General features: G+C 62.0%; 19 protein-coding genes. 7 read left to right on the top strand and 12 right to left on the bottom strand.

What is annotated here, in order from left to right; all coding sequences use genetic code 11:
• Both AC1DWI_RS01710 and AC1DWI_RS01705 read left to right on the top strand, forming a co-directional pair.
• Positions 1–1,116 (top strand): aromatic ring-hydroxylating dioxygenase subunit alpha (locus AC1DWI_RS01710; RefSeq protein WP_477724293.1); only part of this gene is annotated, 1,116 nt, incomplete at its 5' end.
• 29 nt (positions 1,117–1,145) lie between these two features.
• Positions 1,146–1,607: an aromatic-ring-hydroxylating dioxygenase subunit beta gene (locus tag AC1DWI_RS01705; RefSeq protein ID WP_477671229.1), complete on the top strand. Its 462-nt coding sequence runs from the start codon at positions 1,146–1,148 to the stop codon at positions 1,605–1,607.
• 72 nt (positions 1,608–1,679) lie between these two features.
• On the opposite strand, the gene AC1DWI_RS01700 is transcribed toward AC1DWI_RS01705, so the two are convergent.
• The 3 genes from AC1DWI_RS01700 to tsaE form a co-directional block, all read right to left on the bottom strand.
• Entirely contained in the window at positions 1,680–1,895 is a 216-nt protein-coding gene (locus AC1DWI_RS01700; RefSeq protein ID WP_477671137.1) for a glycine zipper 2TM domain-containing protein, read from the bottom strand.
• A gap of 190 nt (positions 1,896–2,085) precedes the next feature.
• On the bottom strand, positions 2,086–3,477 hold the full coding sequence (locus AC1DWI_RS01695) for an N-acetylmuramoyl-L-alanine amidase (protein WP_477724292.1): 1,392 nt from the start codon (positions 3,475–3,477) through the stop codon (positions 2,086–2,088).
• The gene (gene tsaE, locus AC1DWI_RS01690; protein WP_477671135.1) at positions 3,474–3,980 is read right to left on the bottom strand and encodes a tRNA (adenosine(37)-N6)-threonylcarbamoyltransferase complex ATPase subunit type 1 TsaE; all 507 of its coding nucleotides are present in this window, start codon (positions 3,978–3,980) and stop codon (positions 3,474–3,476) included. The genes AC1DWI_RS01695 and tsaE overlap by 4 nt, the downstream gene beginning before the upstream one ends.
• 15 nt (positions 3,981–3,995) lie before the next feature.
• Here tsaE and queG point away from each other — a divergent pair, with 15 nt between their 5' ends.
• Positions 3,996–5,048 (top strand): tRNA epoxyqueuosine(34) reductase QueG, encoded by a 1,053-nt coding sequence (gene queG, locus AC1DWI_RS01685; RefSeq protein WP_477671228.1) that lies wholly within the window; start codon positions 3,996–3,998, stop codon positions 5,046–5,048.
• Between the two features lie 80 nt (positions 5,049–5,128).
• Here queG and AC1DWI_RS01680 read toward each other — a convergent pair whose 3' ends face one another.
• Positions 5,129–6,034 (bottom strand): AEC family transporter, encoded by a 906-nt coding sequence (locus tag AC1DWI_RS01680; RefSeq protein WP_477671134.1) that lies wholly within the window; start codon positions 6,032–6,034, stop codon positions 5,129–5,131.
• 109 nt (positions 6,035–6,143) lie between these two features.
• On the opposite strand from AC1DWI_RS01680, the gene AC1DWI_RS01675 reads away from it, so the two are divergent.
• Entirely contained in the window at positions 6,144–7,124 is a 981-nt protein-coding gene (locus AC1DWI_RS01675) for a tripartite tricarboxylate transporter substrate binding protein BugE (RefSeq protein WP_477671133.1), read from the top strand.
• Positions 7,125–7,213: 89 nt separating this feature from the next.
• On the top strand, positions 7,214–8,116 hold the full coding sequence (gene xerD, locus AC1DWI_RS01670; protein WP_477671132.1) for a site-specific tyrosine recombinase XerD: 903 nt from the start codon (positions 7,214–7,216) through the stop codon (positions 8,114–8,116).
• Between the two features lie 12 nt (positions 8,117–8,128).
• Here xerD and AC1DWI_RS01665 read toward each other — a convergent pair whose 3' ends face one another.
• Positions 8,129–9,403 (bottom strand): class I SAM-dependent methyltransferase, encoded by a 1,275-nt coding sequence (locus AC1DWI_RS01665; RefSeq protein ID WP_477724291.1) that lies wholly within the window; start codon positions 9,401–9,403, stop codon positions 8,129–8,131.
• Between the two features lie 98 nt (positions 9,404–9,501).
• Positions 9,502–10,314 (bottom strand): ferritin-like domain-containing protein, encoded by an 813-nt coding sequence (locus AC1DWI_RS01660; protein WP_477671130.1) that lies wholly within the window; start codon positions 10,312–10,314, stop codon positions 9,502–9,504.
• A gap of 150 nt (positions 10,315–10,464) precedes the next feature.
• Between AC1DWI_RS01660 and AC1DWI_RS01655 the strand changes: the two genes are divergently transcribed.
• Complete coding sequence (locus AC1DWI_RS01655) at positions 10,465–10,989, top strand: gamma carbonic anhydrase family protein (RefSeq protein WP_457278945.1); 525 nt, start codon at positions 10,465–10,467, stop codon at positions 10,987–10,989.
• A 158-nt stretch (positions 10,990–11,147) separates the two neighbouring features.
• Entirely contained in the window at positions 11,148–12,116 is a 969-nt protein-coding gene (gene hslO / locus AC1DWI_RS01650) for an Hsp33 family molecular chaperone HslO (RefSeq protein ID WP_477724290.1), read from the top strand.
• Positions 12,117–12,148: 32 nt separating this feature from the next.
• On the opposite strand, the gene AC1DWI_RS01645 is transcribed toward hslO, so the two are convergent.
• From AC1DWI_RS01645 to AC1DWI_RS01620, 6 genes are all read right to left on the bottom strand, one after another.
• Entirely contained in the window at positions 12,149–12,655 is a 507-nt protein-coding gene (locus AC1DWI_RS01645) for a hypothetical protein (RefSeq protein WP_477671129.1), read from the bottom strand.
• Between the two features lie 29 nt (positions 12,656–12,684).
• On the bottom strand, positions 12,685–12,960 hold the full coding sequence (locus AC1DWI_RS01640) for a septum formation initiator family protein (RefSeq protein WP_477671128.1): 276 nt from the start codon (positions 12,958–12,960) through the stop codon (positions 12,685–12,687).
• A 116-nt stretch (positions 12,961–13,076) separates the two neighbouring features.
• Positions 13,077–14,360 carry a phosphopyruvate hydratase gene (eno, locus tag AC1DWI_RS01635; protein ID WP_477671127.1) on the bottom strand — a complete coding sequence of 428 codons (1,284 nt, stop codon included), beginning with the start codon at positions 14,358–14,360 and terminating at the stop codon, positions 13,077–13,079.
• Between the two features lie 27 nt (positions 14,361–14,387).
• Positions 14,388–14,693, bottom strand: coding sequence for a DUF1330 domain-containing protein (locus tag AC1DWI_RS01630; protein WP_477724289.1), 306 nt, complete (start codon positions 14,691–14,693; stop codon positions 14,388–14,390).
• Between the two features lie 33 nt (positions 14,694–14,726).
• On the bottom strand, positions 14,727–15,584 hold the full coding sequence (gene kdsA / locus AC1DWI_RS01625) for a 3-deoxy-8-phosphooctulonate synthase (protein ID WP_477671126.1): 858 nt from the start codon (positions 15,582–15,584) through the stop codon (positions 14,727–14,729).
• A gap of 2 nt (positions 15,585–15,586) precedes the next feature.
• Positions 15,587–17,278, bottom strand: a complete 1,692-nt coding sequence (locus AC1DWI_RS01620; protein ID WP_477724288.1) for a CTP synthase — start codon at positions 17,276–17,278, stop codon at positions 15,587–15,589.
• Positions 17,279–17,490: the final 212 nt, after the last annotated feature.

Raw genomic sequence — 17,490 nt, 5'->3', positions numbered from 1 at the left:
GTGCGGGATCGCATCGCACCCAAAGACCGTGCCACCGACCACGGCATACGCGTTGTTGAAAACCGTTGCGCCCACCGCGGCGTGCGCTTTTGCCAGAACCCGCAGGGCAATGCGCGCAGCTTTGTCTGCCCGTATCACCAGTGGACCTACAAGCTCAATGGCGACCTGGCGGGGCTGCCTTTCAAGGACGGCGTGAAAGAGGGGGATTGCGTCAACGGCGGCATGCCCGAAGGGTTCGATCTCAAGGACCATGGGCTGACCAAGTTGCGAGTCGCAGTGCTGCACGGCCTGGTGTTTGCCACTTTCAGCGATGACACCGAACCGCTGGAAGACTATCTCGGCCCGCAGATCACGCCGTGGCTGGACCGCATCTTCAAAGGCCCCGACGGAGCGCGCAAGCTGACGCTGCTGGGCTACAACCGCCAGCGCATTCCGGGCAACTGGAAGCTGATGATGGAAAACATCAAGGACCCTTACCACCCCGGCCTGCTGCACACGTGGTTTGTGACCTTCGGCCTTTGGCGTGCCGATCAGAAAAGCCGCATGGTGATGGACGGCGAGGGCCGCCATGCCGTGATGATTTCGCGCCGCAACGAGGGTGGGCAGAACGACGCCGTGACCGAAGGCGTGACCTCGTTCAAGGCCAACATGGCCCTGCATGACGACCGCCTGCTGGACGTGGTGCCCGAGCCTTGGTGGAAGATGCCCGACCCATCCAGCCCGGGCGGCGACATCACGCCCACCGTGACCATGATCACGCTGTTTCCCAGCCTGATCATCCAGCAGCAGGTCAATTCGCTGAGCACACGCCACATCGTGCCGCGTGGGGAGGGTGAGTTTGATTTCATCTGGACGCACTTCGGCTTTGCCGACGACACACCCGAAATGACGCAGCGCCGCCTGCGCCAGGCCAACCTGTTCGGACCGGCCGGTTTCGTCAGTGCGGATGACGGTGAAGTGATCGAGTTCAGCCAGGCCGGCTTTGCACAGGCCTGCGACACCGGCTCAACACTGTGCGAGCTGGGCGGCACCGGCACCGAGATGACGGAGCACATGGTCACCGAAACCCTGATCCGCAGCATGTATGCCTACTGGAAGAAAGTCATGGGTCTATGACGGCGAGTGAACAGGGACTGCAGCGCCTGATGCTGCAACTGGAGGTGGACCAGCTCAACGCAGCCTACGCGGCGGCGCTGGACGAAAAGCGGTTTGATGCGTGGCCGGAATTCTTTGTGGAGGAGGGCAATTACAAGGTGCAGGCCCGCGAGAATTTTGACCGCGGCCTGCCGCTGGCCCTGATGGCGCTGGAAAGCCGGGGCATGATGAAGGATCGGGTGTATGGCGTCACGCAGACGATCTATCACGGGCCTTACTACATGCGCCACATCGTCAGCCCGGCGCGCATCCTCTCGGAAGAAGGCGATGTCGTCAAGGCCGAGGCCAACTACGCGGTGTTTCGCACCAAGCCGGGTGGGGTGAGCGAGGTCTACAACGTCGGGCGTTATATCGACGAGATCATCAAAAAAGACGGCGTCCTGAAATTCAGGAGCCGTCTTTGTGTGTATGACAGCGAGATGATCCTCAACTCGCTGATCTATCCGGTATAGAGGGAATAGAAATAGCCGGCGCAATCGGTACCCACCCGGCAGGTGCCGAGCCCGCGTTGTCTGGCGTTTCTTCTAGCGCCTCTTCCCGACTTCATTACCGATCAGGGCGCCCGCTGCTGCGCCGCCTACGGTACCCAGGGTGCTGCCGAAAACGGCATTGCCCACGACACCACCTGCGACTGCACCAACACCGGTGCCTATCTGTGCATTGGTCGGGCTGGTGCTGCAACCACCCAGGCCGATCAGTGCCGCCGCTGCTACTGCTGACATCATCAATTTCGTATTCATCTTGTCCACCTTTGCTCAGAGTTTCAGGCTCTTGCTGGGGTATTCACATCGTGAAGTCCTGACCTTGCCTGTGATTTCACTGTAGGGGGACGGATATTTGGAGGTTGTAGGAGAAAGTTGCCGCGGCATGTCGGCTTGCCGCGGTCTTTGGTGGTAATTTTCGGCGCATCAATGTGCGCCGATGCGGTGCTTAAACGGCGCGGTTGCGCGCCAGTGGCGGGTTGCGCGCGAAGTAGCGCGTGATGCCGCGCATCAAGGCGTCGGCCAGCTGTACCTGGTATTCGTCGCTGCGCAGTTTGGCTTCTTCGTCGGGGTTGCTGATAAAGGCGGTCTCCACCAGCACACTGGGAATGTCAGGCGCTTTCAGGACAGCGAAGCCGGCTTGCTCGACTTTCGGTTTGTGCAGCTTGCCGACATTACCGATCTCGCCCAGCATGGCGCTGCCGAGCTTCAGGCTGTCGTTGATCTGCGCCGTGGTGCTCATGTCGAGCAGAGCTTTCTGTACCTGGGCGTCCTTGGCCTTGACGTTGATGCCGCCCACCAGGTCGGCCGAGTTTTCCTTGTCGGCGATCCAGCGCGCGGCGCTGCTGGACGCGCCTTTTTCGCTGAGCGCGAACACGCTGGCGCCCTGTGGACGCGCCGTAAAAAATGCGTCGGCGTGGATGCTGATAAAGAGGTCGGCCTGCACGCGACGCGCCTTTTGCACGCGCACATGCAGCGGCACAAAGAAGTCGGCATCGCGCGTGAGGTAGGCGCGCATATTGGGCTGCTGGTTGATGCGGTCGCGCAGGCGGTGCGCGATCTGCAGCACCACGTCTTTCTCGCGCGTGCCGCCGGGGCCGACGGCACCGGGGTCTTCTCCGCCATGGCCCGGGTCCAGCGCGACGATGACGAGGCGGTCGGTCTTGTTCTTCGCAATGACGGCCGCTTCGGGCGAGGTCTTGGCGCCGCCGGGGGTGGCAGGGCCGGTCGTTGGCCCGTGGGTCTTGTCCTTGTCTTTTTCCGCGACGACTGCCGGCGGTGGCTTGCCGTCGGCCTGCTTGCCCGACTGCCGTGCGATCAGGTCGGCAATAGGGTCATTGGCAGGCGCGGGCGTTGCGCCTGGTTGCCTGTCGGCGAGCTTCTCGGCAATCAGGGCTTCGAGCGGGTCGGCGACCTGCGTCGGGTACAAGTCAAACACCAGCCGGTACTGGTAGGCGGCCACAGGCGGCAGCGTGAACACCTGCGGCTGTATGGGCTRCTTGAGGTCTATCACCAGCCGCACCACGCCAGGGGCGTTTTGCCCCACGCGTATGCCCGAGATATTCGGGTCGTCGGATTTCACCTTGGCGACCAGTTCGCGCAGCGCGGGAATCAGGTCTATGCCTTCCATGTCGACGGCAAGGCGCGGCGGGTCGGCGACGAAAAATTGTTTTGCCTTGATTTCGCCGTCGGACTCGATGGTGAGCCGCGTGTAGTCTTTGGACGGCCAGACACGTACCGCCACGATGGTTGCGCCGCGCGCGATGTGCTGCACACCCAGCAGAAGCACCAAGCTGCCCAGTTGCAGGGCGCTGCGGCGGTTCAGGGTCCGGCGCTTCATGCCAGCAGCTCCACGCCCGTGGGCGTGTGGGCTGTCAGGGTGACGGCACGCGTTTCATCAGGCAGGACTTCCAGCTGCAGCAGCAGGTCGGGCTGCGGCAGATGCGGGCCGGCGTTCTCGGGCCATTCGACGAGCTTGAGGCCCGGGCTGGCAAAGATGTCGCGGAATCCGGCTTCTTCCCATTCGCGGGGATCGTTAAAACGGTAGAAGTCGAAGTGCCAGATGTTCAGGCCGGCGTGCCGGCTGGACGCGGGCAGGGTGTAGGGCTCAACCACCGCATATGTCGGGCTTTTGATGCGGCCCTCGACGCCCAGGCTCTGCAACAGGTGACGCACGAAGGTCGTTTTGCCGGCGCCCAGGTCGCCCTGCAGTTCGACCAGTGCGCGCACGATGGAGGGATGCCGCGCCAGTGTCTGCGCGAAGGCTGCCGTGGCCGCTTCGTCCTGCCAGGCAATGTTTTTTACAATCAGCGGGTGCCCGCCAGCAATTCTTTGAACAGTCATCAATTCGTTTCTCAAATTCAAACTTGGGCGCGCGAGCTTGGATTTTCGCAAATTGGCGTGGCCGGTGTGGATTTATCGTCGGCCGAGCCTGGATTATCAGCCTGGCTCGCTGCAGGCTTCCATGGTGACATGCATTACATGGCGGCGCACGGGCTCAAACGGGCCCGGCCGGCCGAGCTGATTCCGGGCACCATCAGCGTCATCACGGCACGCATGGACTATCTGCCCGCATCGACGGCTGCCGCCCCAGGCGAATGGCAGGCCCTGGAGTTCAGCCGGCTTGAGCGGCCTGCGGAAGGGATCGTATCGGTGTATGCACGTGGCCGCGACTATCACAAGATCATGCGCACCCGCCTGCAAAAGCTCAGCGAACGCATCTCCGGCCACGTCGGCCAGCTCGGCCATCGGGCTTTCACCGACTCTGCGCCTGTGCTGGAGGCCGAACTGGCAGCCCGCAGCGGCCAGGGCTGGCGTGGCAAACACACCTTGCTGCTCAACCGGGAAGCGGGCTCCATGTTCTTCCTGGGGGAAATCTACGTCGACATTGCCCTGCCGCCCAGCGAGCCGGTGACGCCGCACTGCGGCACTTGCCAGGCCTGCATTGACGTATGCCCCACGCAGGCGATCATCGCGCCCCACAAACTTGATGCGCGGCGTTGCATCTCTTACCTCACCATCGAACACGTGGGCCCGATCCCGCTGGAGCTTCGTCCGCTGATGGGTAACCGGATTTATGGCTGCGACGACTGCCAGCTGGTCTGCCCGTGGAACAAGTTCGCCCAGCGTAGCGCCTTGCCCGACTTTGACGAGCGCAGCAGCTTGACCGGGCAGCAACTCGTCACTCTGGTCGGCTGGACGGAGGCGGATTTTTTGCGATTCACCGAAGGCAGCCCGATACGCCGTATAGGCCATGAACGCTGGCTGCGCAATATTGCGGTGGCCATGGGCAATGCCCTGCGGGTGCTCGATCCTGAGGCGGGAACGCCCCTGCGCGAAGCCCTGCAAATGCATGCCGCTTCTCCCAGCGAGCTGGTGCGGGAACATGTGGCTTGGGCCCTCGGTCAATAAATTTGAATGAAATTGGCCTGCAGCCCTTTAAGGGTGTGCGCAAGCAGCTATTAAATCAATAGCAATTTGCCGGCTTCTCCCTAACGCAGAACACCCAGCGCAAACGGCAGGCTGACTACGCCCAGGATGGTGGACAGCGTCACCAAACCCGCCACGTAACCCCCGTTGTACCCCATGCGCGCCGCCAGCACGTACGCGCTGGAAGCCGTCGGCAGGGCAGAAAACGCCAACAGGATGGTGCTTTGCACCGGCGACAGCCCGAAGGCTTTACACAGGCCCAGGGCCATGACCGGCATCAACAGGTGCCGTATCGACAGCACGGCCACTGCCAGCGTTTTGGCTTGCGACAGGTGGCCGAACTGCATGCCGGCGCCTGCCGCCATCAGGCCCAGTGCCAGCGAGGCGGCTCCGATGCGGGTCACCGTGGGTTCGAGCCAGACAGGCAGGGTAAAGCCGAGCAGGTTGGCCACCAGGCCTGTGGCCGTGGCAAGGATCAGCGGATTGCGCACCAGCTCGCCCATGAAACCGCGCTGGGCATGCCGCGCCATGGGCCACACCGCCGCCACGTTGAAAAGCGGCACGCACACACCAATCAGCACGGCGATCAGCTGCAGGCCCTGGCTGCCCGCCAGCCGGTCGGCCAGGGCCAGCGCAATGAAGGAGTTGAAGCGAAATGCCACTTGCGCGCTGGCGGCGTGCTCACGCGAGTCGATGTGCCTGCCCAGCCATGGCAGGTGCGGCAGGCTGTAGGCCATCGCAATACCGGCAACCCCCAGCAGGATACCGGCGCTGATGAGGCTGGAGGCGGCGCCCAGGTCCAGCGGGCTTTTGACGATTGAATGAAAAAGCAGGACCGGAAACAAAAAGTAATAAACCAGGCTCTCCACCTGTTCCCATACGGTGCGGTTGAGGGCGGTGTAGCGGCAGACAAGGTAGCCGCAAACAATGAGGGAAAAGTCGGGAAAAAGAAGCTGCGCGTAGTTCACTCGCCGAGAATAACCGCAATCCCCCCGGGTTTGCCCTTATGCGTAATCCACAACTGCGGGGCATGAATGTTGCGATTACCATTTCTGCTGTTTTATTGAAGGACTGAACATGCAACGTCGTTATCTGTTTGCCTATTCCGTGGTGTCCGCGCTTGCGCTGGGCACCGCCGCAGGCCCCGCATTGGCACAGGGTTATCCCAACAAGGTGGTCAAGCTCGTGGTGCCGTTTGCACCCGGTGGCACCACTGATATCGTCGCCCGCGTCATCTCCGAGCCCCTGGGCAAGGCCTTGGGCCAGAGCGTGATCGTCGAAAACCGGGCCGGCGGCGGCGGCGTGGTGGGCGCACTCGAGACATCGCGCGCCGTTCCCGATGGCTATGCGCTGGGTGTGGCCACGGTGTCCACCACCGCGGCCAATCCCGCCATCAACCCCAAGATCCCGTACAACACGCTGACGGACTTCACGCCCATCATCAATATTGCGGCAACGCCCAACATCATTGCGGTTCACCCGAGCTTTCCGGCGCGCAACTACAAGGAGTTTGTGGCTGAGCTCAAAAAGAACCCCGGCAAGTATTCCTATTCATCCTCGGGCACCGGCGGCATCGGTCACCTGCAGATGGAGCTCTTCAAGAGCATGTCGGGCACCTTCGTGACGCACATTCCCTACCGCGGTGCAGGTCCGGCCCTGAACGACACGGTGGCGGGGCAGGTGCCCATGATTTTTGACAACCTGCCGTCGGCCCTGCCATTCATCCAGCAAAAACGCCTGATCCCCATTGTGGTGGCCGCGCCCCAGCGCCTGGCCGTGCTGCCGGATGTGCCCACCTTCAAGGAAGTCGGCCTGGAACCTGTGAACCGCATGGCCTATTACGGCATCATCGGCCCGAAGGGTTTGCCAAAGGACGTGGTCGACAAGGTCAGCGCCGGCGTGAAGAAGTCGCTGGAAGACCCGGCGATACGCAAACGGATCGAAGACACCGGCTCCCTGATCATTGCGAATACGCCTGAGCAGTTCACGGCGCAGATCAAGGCCGAATTTGATGTCTATAAAAAGGTGGTCGATTCGGCCAAGCTCAAGCTCGAATAAGGCTGGGAATCCGGCACGACCGGATGTGAAGCTACCCGTAAGCCGCCGTGCATTCAAATGTGCGGCGGCTTTTTTGTTATGGTCACCCCATGCAGCCAGAAAGCCAGTCCAGTATTGATGGGTTTATTGACGCCTTGTGGCTGGAAGACGGGCTGTCCAAAAACACGCTGGCGGCTTACCGCCGCGACCTGTCGCTCTACGCCGGTTGGCTGGCTGCCAGGGAGCAGGGAGGGCGAAGACTTGACGAGACGGCGGAGGCCGACCTCAACAGCTACTTTTCGGCCCGGCACGCTGCGACCAAGGCAACATCCGCCAACCGGCGCCTGACGGTGTTCAAGCGCTACTTTCGCTGGGCATTGCGCGAACACCTGATTGCTGCAGATCCGACGCTCAAACTCCAGTCGGCAAAGCAGGCGCTTCGGGTGCCCAAAGTCATGAGCGAAGCCCAGGTTGAAGCACTGCTGGCCGCACCCGACGACGACACGCCGCTGGGCCAGCGCGACCGCGCCATGCTGGAGCTGCTGTACGCCAGCGGCCTGCGTGTGAGCGAGCTGGTGGGCCTCAAGACATTTCACCTGGGACTGAACGAAGGGGTGCTTCGCGTCATGGGCAAAGGCAGCAAGGAACGGCTGGTGCCCTTCGGCCAGGTGGCGCGGGAATGGATTGTGAAATACCTGGCGGACGCCCGTCCGGCCATCCTGGGCGGGCAACAGACCGACGACCTGTTTGTCACCGGCCATGGCAAGGGCATGAGCCGCGTGATGTTCTGGATGCTGGTGAAAAAATATGCACGGCTTGCCGGCATCAACTCGCCGCTGTCACCCCACACTTTGCGCCACGCGTTTGCCACACACCTGCTGAACCACGGCGCCGATTTGCGCGCGGTGCAGATGCTGCTGGGGCATGCCGATATTTCCACCACCACGATTTATACCCACGTGGCACGTGAACGGCTGAAGGCGCTGCATGCGCAGCATCACCCTCGAGGTTGAGCGGTGGAGCCCTCAAGGGGCGGCGCTGTACATATAGTTTCGGCTGAAGGGATAGCTTGATTGGGCGCCGGTGACGGCGGTGTTGTGCACATCGCCCGAGGGCCGCGCCGCCAGCATCTGGTGCAGCGAAATCCAGCCCTGCTCAAAACTCATCGCACTGCCCGCCAGGTAAAGACGATAAGCCCGGAGCGTCTTCTCGGCGCGCTCGGCGCCGCCATCCGCAACCAGCACCTGGCGCGCCTCGTCCAGCTTGGCTTCCAGCGCGTCTGACCAGTTCCACAGCGTGCGGGCATAGTGCGGGCGCAGGTTTTCGGTGTCCACCATCTCCAGGCCCGCGCGTGACATATGCTCCAGTACGGCGCTGACATGCATCAGCTCGCCGCCCGGGAAGATGTACTTTTCGATGAAGTCACCCATGCCGGCGCCGAGCTGGCGGTTTTCCAGGCCGCCGGCGGTGATGCCGTGGTTCATGACCAGCCCGCCCGGTGCCAGCAGGCGCATGATTTTCTGGAAGTAGCCGGTCATGTTGGCGTGGCCCACGTGCTCAAACATGCCCACGGAGGACACCTTGTCAAAGGGCTGATCCTCCGGCATGTCGCGGTAGTCGCGTAGCTCCATTCGCACGCGCCCGCCCAGGCCTTTTTCCTCGATCAGGCGCTGCACATGCGCATGCTGATTTTTCGACAGCGTGATGCCGGTGGCGTCCACGCCGTAGTGCTCAGCGGCCCACAGCAGCAAGCCGCCCCAGCCGGCGCCAATATCAAGAAACCGTTCACCGGGCTTGAGCATGAGCTTGCGGCAGATATGGTCGAGCTTGGCTTCCTGGRCCTGGGCCAATGTCATGGCGTTGTCGCTGTAGTAGGCGCATGAATACACCCGTCGGGGGTCGAGCCAGAGCGCATAGAAGGCATCGGACACGTCATAGTGGAACTGGATTTGCGCTGCATCCCGGCTTTGGGTGTGGGCGGCCAGGGACTTGGCGCGGTGCAGCAGGCCGGACCACCAGCCTGTGTCGCTTTGCACCGGGTTGCCGGGAAGCAGCTTGGTGACGGCGCGCATCACGTCGCGCATGGCGCCTTCCAGTTGAAGCTTGCCTTCGACGTAGTCCTCTGCCAGGGCGCCGATCTGGCCGGCCTTGAGGCGGGCGATGGAGGACCAGTGCGAAAACGCGAGCTTGACGGGGGCGTTGGGCTCTCCGAGACGCTGGCCCTGCGGCAGCTGCAAGGCGATGTCCGCGGGCAAGCCCGGCATTTGCGAAGGGATGTCTGGGACGAGATGCCGGATCATGCGCAAACTCCTTTTCAAGAGTTTTGCAGTCTAGCGCTGTTCGAAAATCCCTGCCGTGACTGTATGTGTAGGAATTCGCCGCGTCCTGGCGTCTGTTCCTAGACCAGAAGCGCCAGTTCCACCTCGTCAAAACCAGCCCGCCGGCGGGCGTCCAGGTTCAGCGGGCCCTTCAGGCGAGGCGCCCCATACTGCCTGGCTAGCACCGGATAGGTCGCCACCGGGTCCAGCCCCCGCTGGGCGCACAGGTGGCGATACCAGTGGTTGCCGATGGCGACGTGGCCGATCTCGTCGGCGAGGATGATGTCCAGGATGTCGACGGCCCGAAGCGCTTCGGGAGAACCGACCTTGCGCAGTTTCGCCTGCATGGGCGGGGTGGCGTCCAGGCCGCGGGCCTCCAGGGTGCGTGGCACCAGCGCCATGCGCGCGAGCACATCGCCTTCGGTTTTGGCGGTCATGTCCCACAGGCCCGTGTGTGCGGGGAAATCGCCGTAGTCGTAACCCATGGCCTGGAGATGGGCGCGCAGCAGGCTGAAATGGTGGGCTTCTTCGGCCGCCACCTGCAGCCAGTCCAGGTAGTAGGCCCGCGGCATGCCGGCAAAACGCCAGATGGCGTCCAGGGCGAGGTTGATCGCGTTGAACTCAATATGGGTGACGGCATGGAGCAGGGCCGCCAATCCTTCGTGAGTGAACGGTGAGCGCTTGGGGACGTCGAGGTGGGACCGCAGTTCCGGCCGTTCCGGGCACCCGGGCAAGCTAGGCACCGCGGGAATCACCAGCTCCGTTGCTATCAAAACAGTAGCTGCTTGCGCGTGTGCCTGTTGGGTCAGGAGCACTTTTTGTTCCGGATTTGTGGCGAGCAGGGCCTGCAGCGCTTGCTGGCGCAGTTCTGCAGGGGCCGGTAGGTCCGTCATGAATCCATTGTCGTTGATACCTCGGGGATGTCTGGATTGGCTGCCGGCGGCTTGTGCTGGATGGCAGGGGGAGGCCTCCTTACAATCAGTACATGGCTGCCGCGCTCTTTCCTGCCTGTGGCCTTTGGCTTTAATTTTGAGTGAGAACGCATGGCTATTTACCAATTGGACAAGCTGACCCCCACCGTTCCTGCATCTGCCTGGGTGGCCGACAACGCCCAGGTGATTGGCGATGTGCGGCTTGGCGAAGACTGCAGCGTCTGGTTTGGCGTGGTGATCCGGGGCGACACCGAAACCATCACGGTAGGCCGGGGTACCAATGTCCAGGACAACAGCGTGCTGCATGCCGACATGGGCGTGCCCCTCACCCTCGGCGAAGACGTCACGGTCGGCCACCAGGTCATGCTGCACGGCTGCACCATCGGCGATGGCTCGCTGATCGGCATCCAGGCGGTGGTGCTCAATCACGCGAAGATCGGCAAGAACTGCCTGGTAGGCGCGGGCTCCGTGGTCACCGAAGGCAAGGAATTCCCGGACGGCTCCCTGATCATCGGCAGCCCCGCCAAGGCGGTGAGGCAGCTTTCCCCCGAGCAGATCGAGGGTTTAAAAATGATCGCGAAGCACTATATAGAGAATGCCCAGCGCTACAAGGCCGGACTCAAGAAAATCGCCTGAACACCCAATGACCAAACCACCAAATACATGCAGAGCGTTAACGTCAGGGCTCCCCTTCAAGCAGGGGCCGCGGAACCGGCTTCGCCGGGCCGCAGGCGCAGCGGCCCCCTCGGGGGGCAGGGAGCTACACGAAGTGAGCGACCGTGGGGGCCTGTTTAATGTCTGAGTTGCATAAATTCATCTTTGAAGGCCTGCCGGTTCGCGGCATGCTGGTYCGCCTGACCGATTCCTGGCAGGAAATCCTCAAACGCAGACAGGCGGCCGGCGGCTACCCGGCCGAGGTCATGCAGCTGCTGGGAGAAATGACCGCCGCAGGTGCGCTGATGCAGAGCAACATCAAGTTCAACGGTGCGCTGATTCTTCAAATCTTCGGCGACGGCCCGGTCAAGCTGGCCGTGGCCGAAGTGCAGCCCGACCTGAGCTTGCGCGCCACCRCCACGGTGACGGGTACGGTCGATGCGGGCAGCTCACTGAGCCAGCTGGTCAACGTAAGCAATCAGGGCCGCTGCGCGATCACGCTGGACCCCAAGGACAAGCTGCCGGGGCAGCAGGCCTACCAGGGTGTGGTGCCGCTTTTTGGCGACCAGCGCGAGAAGATTGAGAACCTGGCGGAAGTGCTTGAGCATTACATGCTGCAAAGTGAGCAGCTCGACACCAAGCTGATTCTTGCAGCCGACGGCAAGGTGGCTACCGGTCTGCTGATCCAGCGGCTGCCGGTCAAAGGCCAGGGGAACCTTGAAGGCCAGATCGACCGGGACGCCAATGAAGACCAGATCGGCGTCAATGAAGACTACAAACGCATTGCCATGCTGGCCGGCACGCTCAAACGCGAAGAGCTTTTAACCCTCGATGCCGACACGATCCTGCGCCGCCTTTTCTGGGAAGAGCAGGTTACCCGGTTTGAACCCGCCACCCCCAGTTTTGCCTGCAGCTGTTCGCGCGACCGTGTGGGCAACATGCTGCGCAGCCTTGGTACAGACGAAATCGAAAGCATCATTTCCGAACGCGGCAAGGTCGCGGTCGGGTGCGAATTTTGCGGCGCACAGTATGAGTTTGACCCGGTGGATGCGGCGCAGCTTTTCACCAGCCAGACCAACCAGCAGCCACCCACGTCCACCGTGCAATAGTTTCGTGGGCCGCGCTGCGGCAGGGCAATGCCTCAAGCGGTTGCTGCAGCGCGCTCCGCCAGCAGGTCGCTGAGCAGGCGGTGCTCACAAGCAGGATCGCTGCACTTTTCGCAGACCCACACCCAGGCCTTCTTGCTTTTTTGGGGGCTTGGTATTGCACCGGGCGTGCTTCGGGTGAAAGCTGGAGCACGGGGCCGCAGGCTTTGCGCGGCCTCCAGCGCCCGGGTAAGGCGCTGCTCCGCGGTCCCGTACATGACGCGATAGGGAATGCCCGCTTGCGACAGGGCTGCACGAATCGATTGGTCGGCGTTGTGTTGAAGGTGCCGGCATTCATCGGCCGTTTTGGCCGCTTGCAATGGCGCTTCTTCCAGTCCCATGAGCAGCGTCAGCCCAAAGCTGGGGAGGTCGGCAGGAAGGGGGGCGGCATCAGTCACGGCTACGGTGGCTTCGTGCCCCGAGATTTTCAGGGCGTTGTCCAGCGCAGCGGCAAGCTGTCTCTTTCCGGTAAGTGGAGCGCCGGTAACGGCAATTTTCAACACGGGCACTTTCGCAGGATGGATGCCAGGGCTTACTTGGTCACCTGCACGAAGATTTCATTCGGCTTGACCATGCCGAGTTCGATCCGGGCTTTTTCTTCGACCATTTCGAGGCCTTCCTTGAGGTCCCGGACTTCTGCAGCGAGCTGGTCATTGGCGGCCTGTGCCTGGGTGTTTTTGGCGAGTTGTTCGGTCAGCCGGTGCTGCATGTCGCGCACGCTGGGAATGCTGCCCCGGCCAATCCAGAGTTGCGCGTGGAATATGGCCAGGAGCGCAATCAGGATGGCGGGAACGAGCCGGTTTCCCATGCCTATGCTTGAGCGTGATGATTAAAGGGCAGGGTTTTTTCGCCGGGCCGCACCAAGAAAAAACGCACCCCCCCGGGGGGCAGCGAAGTACGCGAAGCGACGAGCGTGGGGGCCATTTACCGGAGGTTATAGAAGGCCGCGCGGCCCGGGTAGGTGGCGATGTCACCCAGGTCTTCTTCGATGCGCAGCAACTGGTTGTATTTCGCCATGCGGTCCGAGCGCGAGAGCGAGCCCGTCTTGATCTGGCCGGCATTGGTGCCCACGGCGATGTCGGCAATCGTGGAGTCTTCGGTTTCGCCCGAGCGATGGCTGATGACGGCGGTGTAGCCGGCGCGCTTGGCCATCTCGATGGCGGCAAAGGTTTCGGTCAGGGTGCCGATCTGGTTGATCTTGATCAGGATGGAGTTGGCAATCTGCTTGTCGATGCCTTCTTTGAGGATCTTGGTGTTGGTGACGAACAGGTCGTCGCCGACCAGCTGCACCTTTTTGCCCAGACGCTCGGTCAGGGTCTTCCAGCCGTCCCAGTCGCCTTCGGCCATGCCGTCTTCGATGCTGATGATGGGGTATTTGTCGACCCAGGTGGCCAGGATGTTGGTCCACTCGGTGGCATCCAGGCTCAGGCCTTCCGCGCCCAGGACGTATTTGCCGTCCTTGTAAAACTCCGATGCTGCGCAATCGAGGCCCAGGGCGATTTGTTCACCGGCCACATAACCGGCGGCGTCGATGGCTTCCAGGATCATCTGGATCGCAGCTTCATGGTTGGCCACATTGGGGGCAAAGCCGCCTTCGTCGCCGACGGCCACGCTCATGCCCTTGTCGTGCAGAATTTTCTTGAGGGCATGAAACACTTCAGCACCGTAACGCACGGCTTCGCGAAAGCTGGGCGCGCCGACAGGAATGATCATCAGCTCCTGCAGGTCCAGGTTGTTGTTGGCATGCGCGCCACCATTCACCACGTTCATCATGGGAACAGGCATTTGCATGGCGCCGCTGCCACCGAAATAACGATACAGGGGCAGGCCGGCTTCTTCAGCCGCTGCGCGTGCCACGGCCATGCTGACAGCCAGCGTGGCGTTGGCGCCCAGGCGCGATTTGTTGTCGGTGCCGTCCAGGTCAATCAGTGTGCGGTCCAGGAAGGCCTGTTCGCTGGCGTCCAGGCCCAGCACGGCTTCGGAGATTTCGGTGTTGATGTGTTCGACGGCCTTGAGCACGCCCTTGCCGAGGTAGCGCGACTTGTCGCCGTCGCGCAGCTCAATGGCTTCACGCGAACCGGTGGACGCGCCCGAAGGCACTGCAGCACGGCCCATGACGCCGGACTCCAGCAGCACGTCGCACTCAACGGTAGGGTTGCCACGGCTGTCGAGAATTTCGCGGCCGACGATATCAACAATTGCGCTCATTAGGTTCCTTTTTTTGTAGAGAGGGGATCAGACCGGGGCGGCAACGCCTTCGACCAGGACCATATTGAAAAACTCGGTGGCGCCAGCACGCTTGGCACGTGCGGCGCGGTACATTTCGTCGTCATAAAAGGCCTTGGCCTTCTCGTAGCTGGGAAAGCGCAGCATGGCGACGCGTGCAGGTTGCCAGGTGCCTTCCAGCGCCTCAAACTTACCACCGCGTACCAGGTATTCACCCCCAGCGGCTGCAACTGCGGCGGGCGYGGCCGCCATGTACTGCTTGTACTGCTCGGGGTCGGTGATCTTCATGTCGACAATGATGTAGGCGAATGTCATGGCTTGTGTAGGCTTGCGGGATGGATCGCTGGCTCAGGCGCTGAAGTTGTTTTCGAGGAAGCCGTTTTTCTTGGTGACACGATCCAGCTCGAGCAGTGTTTCCAGCAGCGCCTTCATGTGCTTGAGCGGTACGGCATTGGGGCCGTCGCACAAGGCCTTGGCCGGGTCTGGATGGGTTTCCATGAACAGGCCAGAGACGCCGACGGCCACTGCGGCACGCGCCAGCACCGGCACCATCTCGCGTACGCCGCCGCTGCTGGTGCCCTGGCCGCCGGGCAGCTGCACCGAGTGGGTCGCGTCAAATACGACCGGCGCGTTGGTCTCCCGCATGATGGCCAGGCTGCGCATGTCGCTGACCAGATTGTTGTAGCCAAAGCTGGCGCCGCGTTCGCAGGCCATGAAGTTGTCTTCCGGCAGACCGGCTGCCTTGACGGCCGCGCGCGCCTTGGTGATGACGTTCTTCATGTCGCCCGGGGCCATGAATTGGCCCTTCTTGATATTGACCGGCAGGCCGGACAGTGCGACGGCGTGGATGAAGTCGGTCTGGCGGCACAGCAGGGCCGGTGTTTGCAGCACATCGACGACTTTGGCGACCTGGGCGATCTGGTCTTCGGAATGGATGTCGGTCAGCACCGGCACGCGAATTTCCTTTTTGACCTTGGCCAGAATCTCCAGTCCTTTTTCCGTGCCCAGTCCACGAAAGGCCGTCTCGCTGGTGCGATTGGCCTTGTCGAARCTGCTYTTGAAGATGAAGGGRATGCCSAGCGASGAAGTRATTTCCTTGAGCGTGCCGGCAGTGTCCATCTGCAACTGCTCGGACTCCACCACGCAGGGGCCGGCGATGAGGAAAAAAGGTTGGTTCAGACCAATGTCGAATCCGCAGAGTTTCATGGTCAGGCTACCGCCTTGAGAGGCTTGGCGGCCGCTTTCGGGTCCTGGCCTGCCGTGGTGCGCTGTTGGAGTACGGCCGCGATATAGGCATTGAACAGCGGGTGGCCATCCCAGGGCGTGGACTTGAACTCGGGGTGGAACTGCACGCCGACAAACCAGGGGTGGACGTCTTGCGGCAATTCGACGATCTCGGTGAGTTGCTCGCGCTGCGTCAGCGCGGAAATGACCAGGCCCGACGCACGCAGGGCATCAAGGTAGTTGACGTTGGCTTCATAGCGGTGGCGATGGCGCTCCGTCACCACGTCACCATAAATCTTGTGGGCCAGTGTGCCGGCTGCGACGTCCGAGCTTTGCGCACCCAGGCGCATCGTGCCGCCCAGGTCGGATTTGGCATTGCGTGTCTTGATGGTGCCGTCGGCGTCTTTCCACTCGGTGATGAGCGCGATCACCGGGTGCGGGKTAGCGGGGTCGAACTCGGTGCTGTTGGCGTCCTTGAGTCCTGCCACGTGGCGCGCGAATTCGATGGTCGCTACCTGCATGCCCAGGCAGATACCGAGATAGGGCATCTTGTGCTCACGGGCAAAACGGGCCGCGCAAATCTTGCCTTCAACGCCGCGAACGCCGAAGCCGCCGGGCACCAGAATTCCGTCAAAGCGTGCCAGGCGCGAGACATTGTCCTGCGTGATGGTTTCGGAGTCGACATATTCGATGACCACCTTGGCGTGGTTTTTCATGCCGGCGTGGCGCAGGGCTTCGTTGAGAGACTTGTAGCTGTCGGAGAGGTCCACATATTTGCCGACCATGGCGATGTGAACTTCGGTCTGGGGGTGCTCGGTCTCATAGACCAGGTCGTCCCAGCGCTTGAGGTTGGCCGGTGGCGTGTTCAGGCGCAGCTTGTCGCAGATCAGGCCGTCCAGGCCCTGTTCGTGCAGCATGCGGGGCACTTTGTAAATGGTGTCGACGTCCCACATCGAGATCACGCCCCATTCGGGAACGTTGGAGAACAGCGAGATTTTTTCGCGCTCTTCGTTGGGAATTCGGCGGTCGGCACGACAGAGCAGCACGTCGGCCTGGATGCCGATTTCACGCAATTGTTTGGCAGTGTGCTGGGTCGGCTTGGTYTTSAGYTCGCCGGCRGCRGCGATCCASGGSACGTAGSTSAGGTGCACGAAGGCGGTGTTGTTGGCGCCCAGGCGCAGGCTCATCTGGCGCACGGCTTCCAGGAAGGGCAGGGACTCGATGTCGCCGACGGTGCCGCCGATTTCGACGATGGCCACGTCGACCGCATCAGCCGTTTCGTAGCCGGCGCCGCGCTTGACGAATTCCTGGATTTCGTTGGTGACGTGCGGGATGACCTGCACGGTCTTGCCCAGGTAGTCGCCGCGGCGTTCTTTTTCAAGCACGCTTTTGTAGATCTGGCCGGTGGTGAAGTTGTTGGCCTTGCGCATGCGCGTTTCGATGAAACGCTCATAGTGGCCGAGATCCAGGTCGGTCTCTGCGCCATCGTCGGTCACAAAAACTTCGCCATGCTGGAAGGGCGACATGGTGCCCGGATCCACATTCAGGTAGGGATCGAGCTTGATTAAAGTGACTTTGAGGCCTCGCGATTCGAGGATCGCAGCTAAGGAGGCTGAGGCGATTCCCTTGCCCAGGGAAGACACCACACCGCCGGTGACGAAGACAAATTTGGTCATGTCAGGTACGAACCGCAAGTTCGTAGAGGTGGTAAACGGAGATTATACGGGTTGCCCGCCGGGTTACCTCTTGCAGGGGATACTGAATTTCAGCCCACAGCTGTTCGGGCTTGCACGGTGGCTCGCAGCCCACGTAAGGCTGGCCGGTGTTGACCAAGCAAGCCGGGGCCGCGGAACCGGCTTAGCCGGGCCGCAGGCGCAGCGGCCCCCTC

This window comes from Polaromonas sp. P3_C2, from assembly GCF_056402675.1.
The sequence above is the reverse complement of the archived record's forward strand: the minus strand, read 5'-3'. Positions and strand labels throughout refer to the sequence as shown.

Coding starts and splice junctions, on each gene's coding strand:
- eno (WP_477671127.1), bottom strand. CDS start 14,360: ATGAGCGCAATTGTTGATATCGTCGGCCGCGAAATTCTCGACAGCCGT.
- AC1DWI_RS01640 (WP_477671128.1), bottom strand. CDS start 12,960: ATGGGAAACCGGCTCGTTCCCGCCATCCTGATTGCGCTCCTGGCCATA.
- tsaE (WP_477671135.1), bottom strand. CDS start 3,980: ATGACTGTTCAAAGAATTGCTGGCGGGCACCCGCTGATTGTAAAAAAC.
- xerD (WP_477671132.1), top strand. CDS start 7,214: ATGCAGCCAGAAAGCCAGTCCAGTATTGATGGGTTTATTGACGCCTTG.
- AC1DWI_RS01655 (WP_457278945.1), top strand. CDS start 10,465: ATGGCTATTTACCAATTGGACAAGCTGACCCCCACCGTTCCTGCATCT.
- AC1DWI_RS01675 (WP_477671133.1), top strand. CDS start 6,144: ATGCAACGTCGTTATCTGTTTGCCTATTCCGTGGTGTCCGCGCTTGCG.
- AC1DWI_RS01660 (WP_477671130.1), bottom strand. CDS start 10,314: ATGACGGACCTACCGGCCCCTGCAGAACTGCGCCAGCAAGCGCTGCAG.
- AC1DWI_RS01705 (WP_477671229.1), top strand. CDS start 1,146: ATGCTGCAACTGGAGGTGGACCAGCTCAACGCAGCCTACGCGGCGGCG.
- AC1DWI_RS01700 (WP_477671137.1), bottom strand. CDS start 1,895: ATGAATACGAAATTGATGATGTCAGCAGTAGCAGCGGCGGCACTGATC.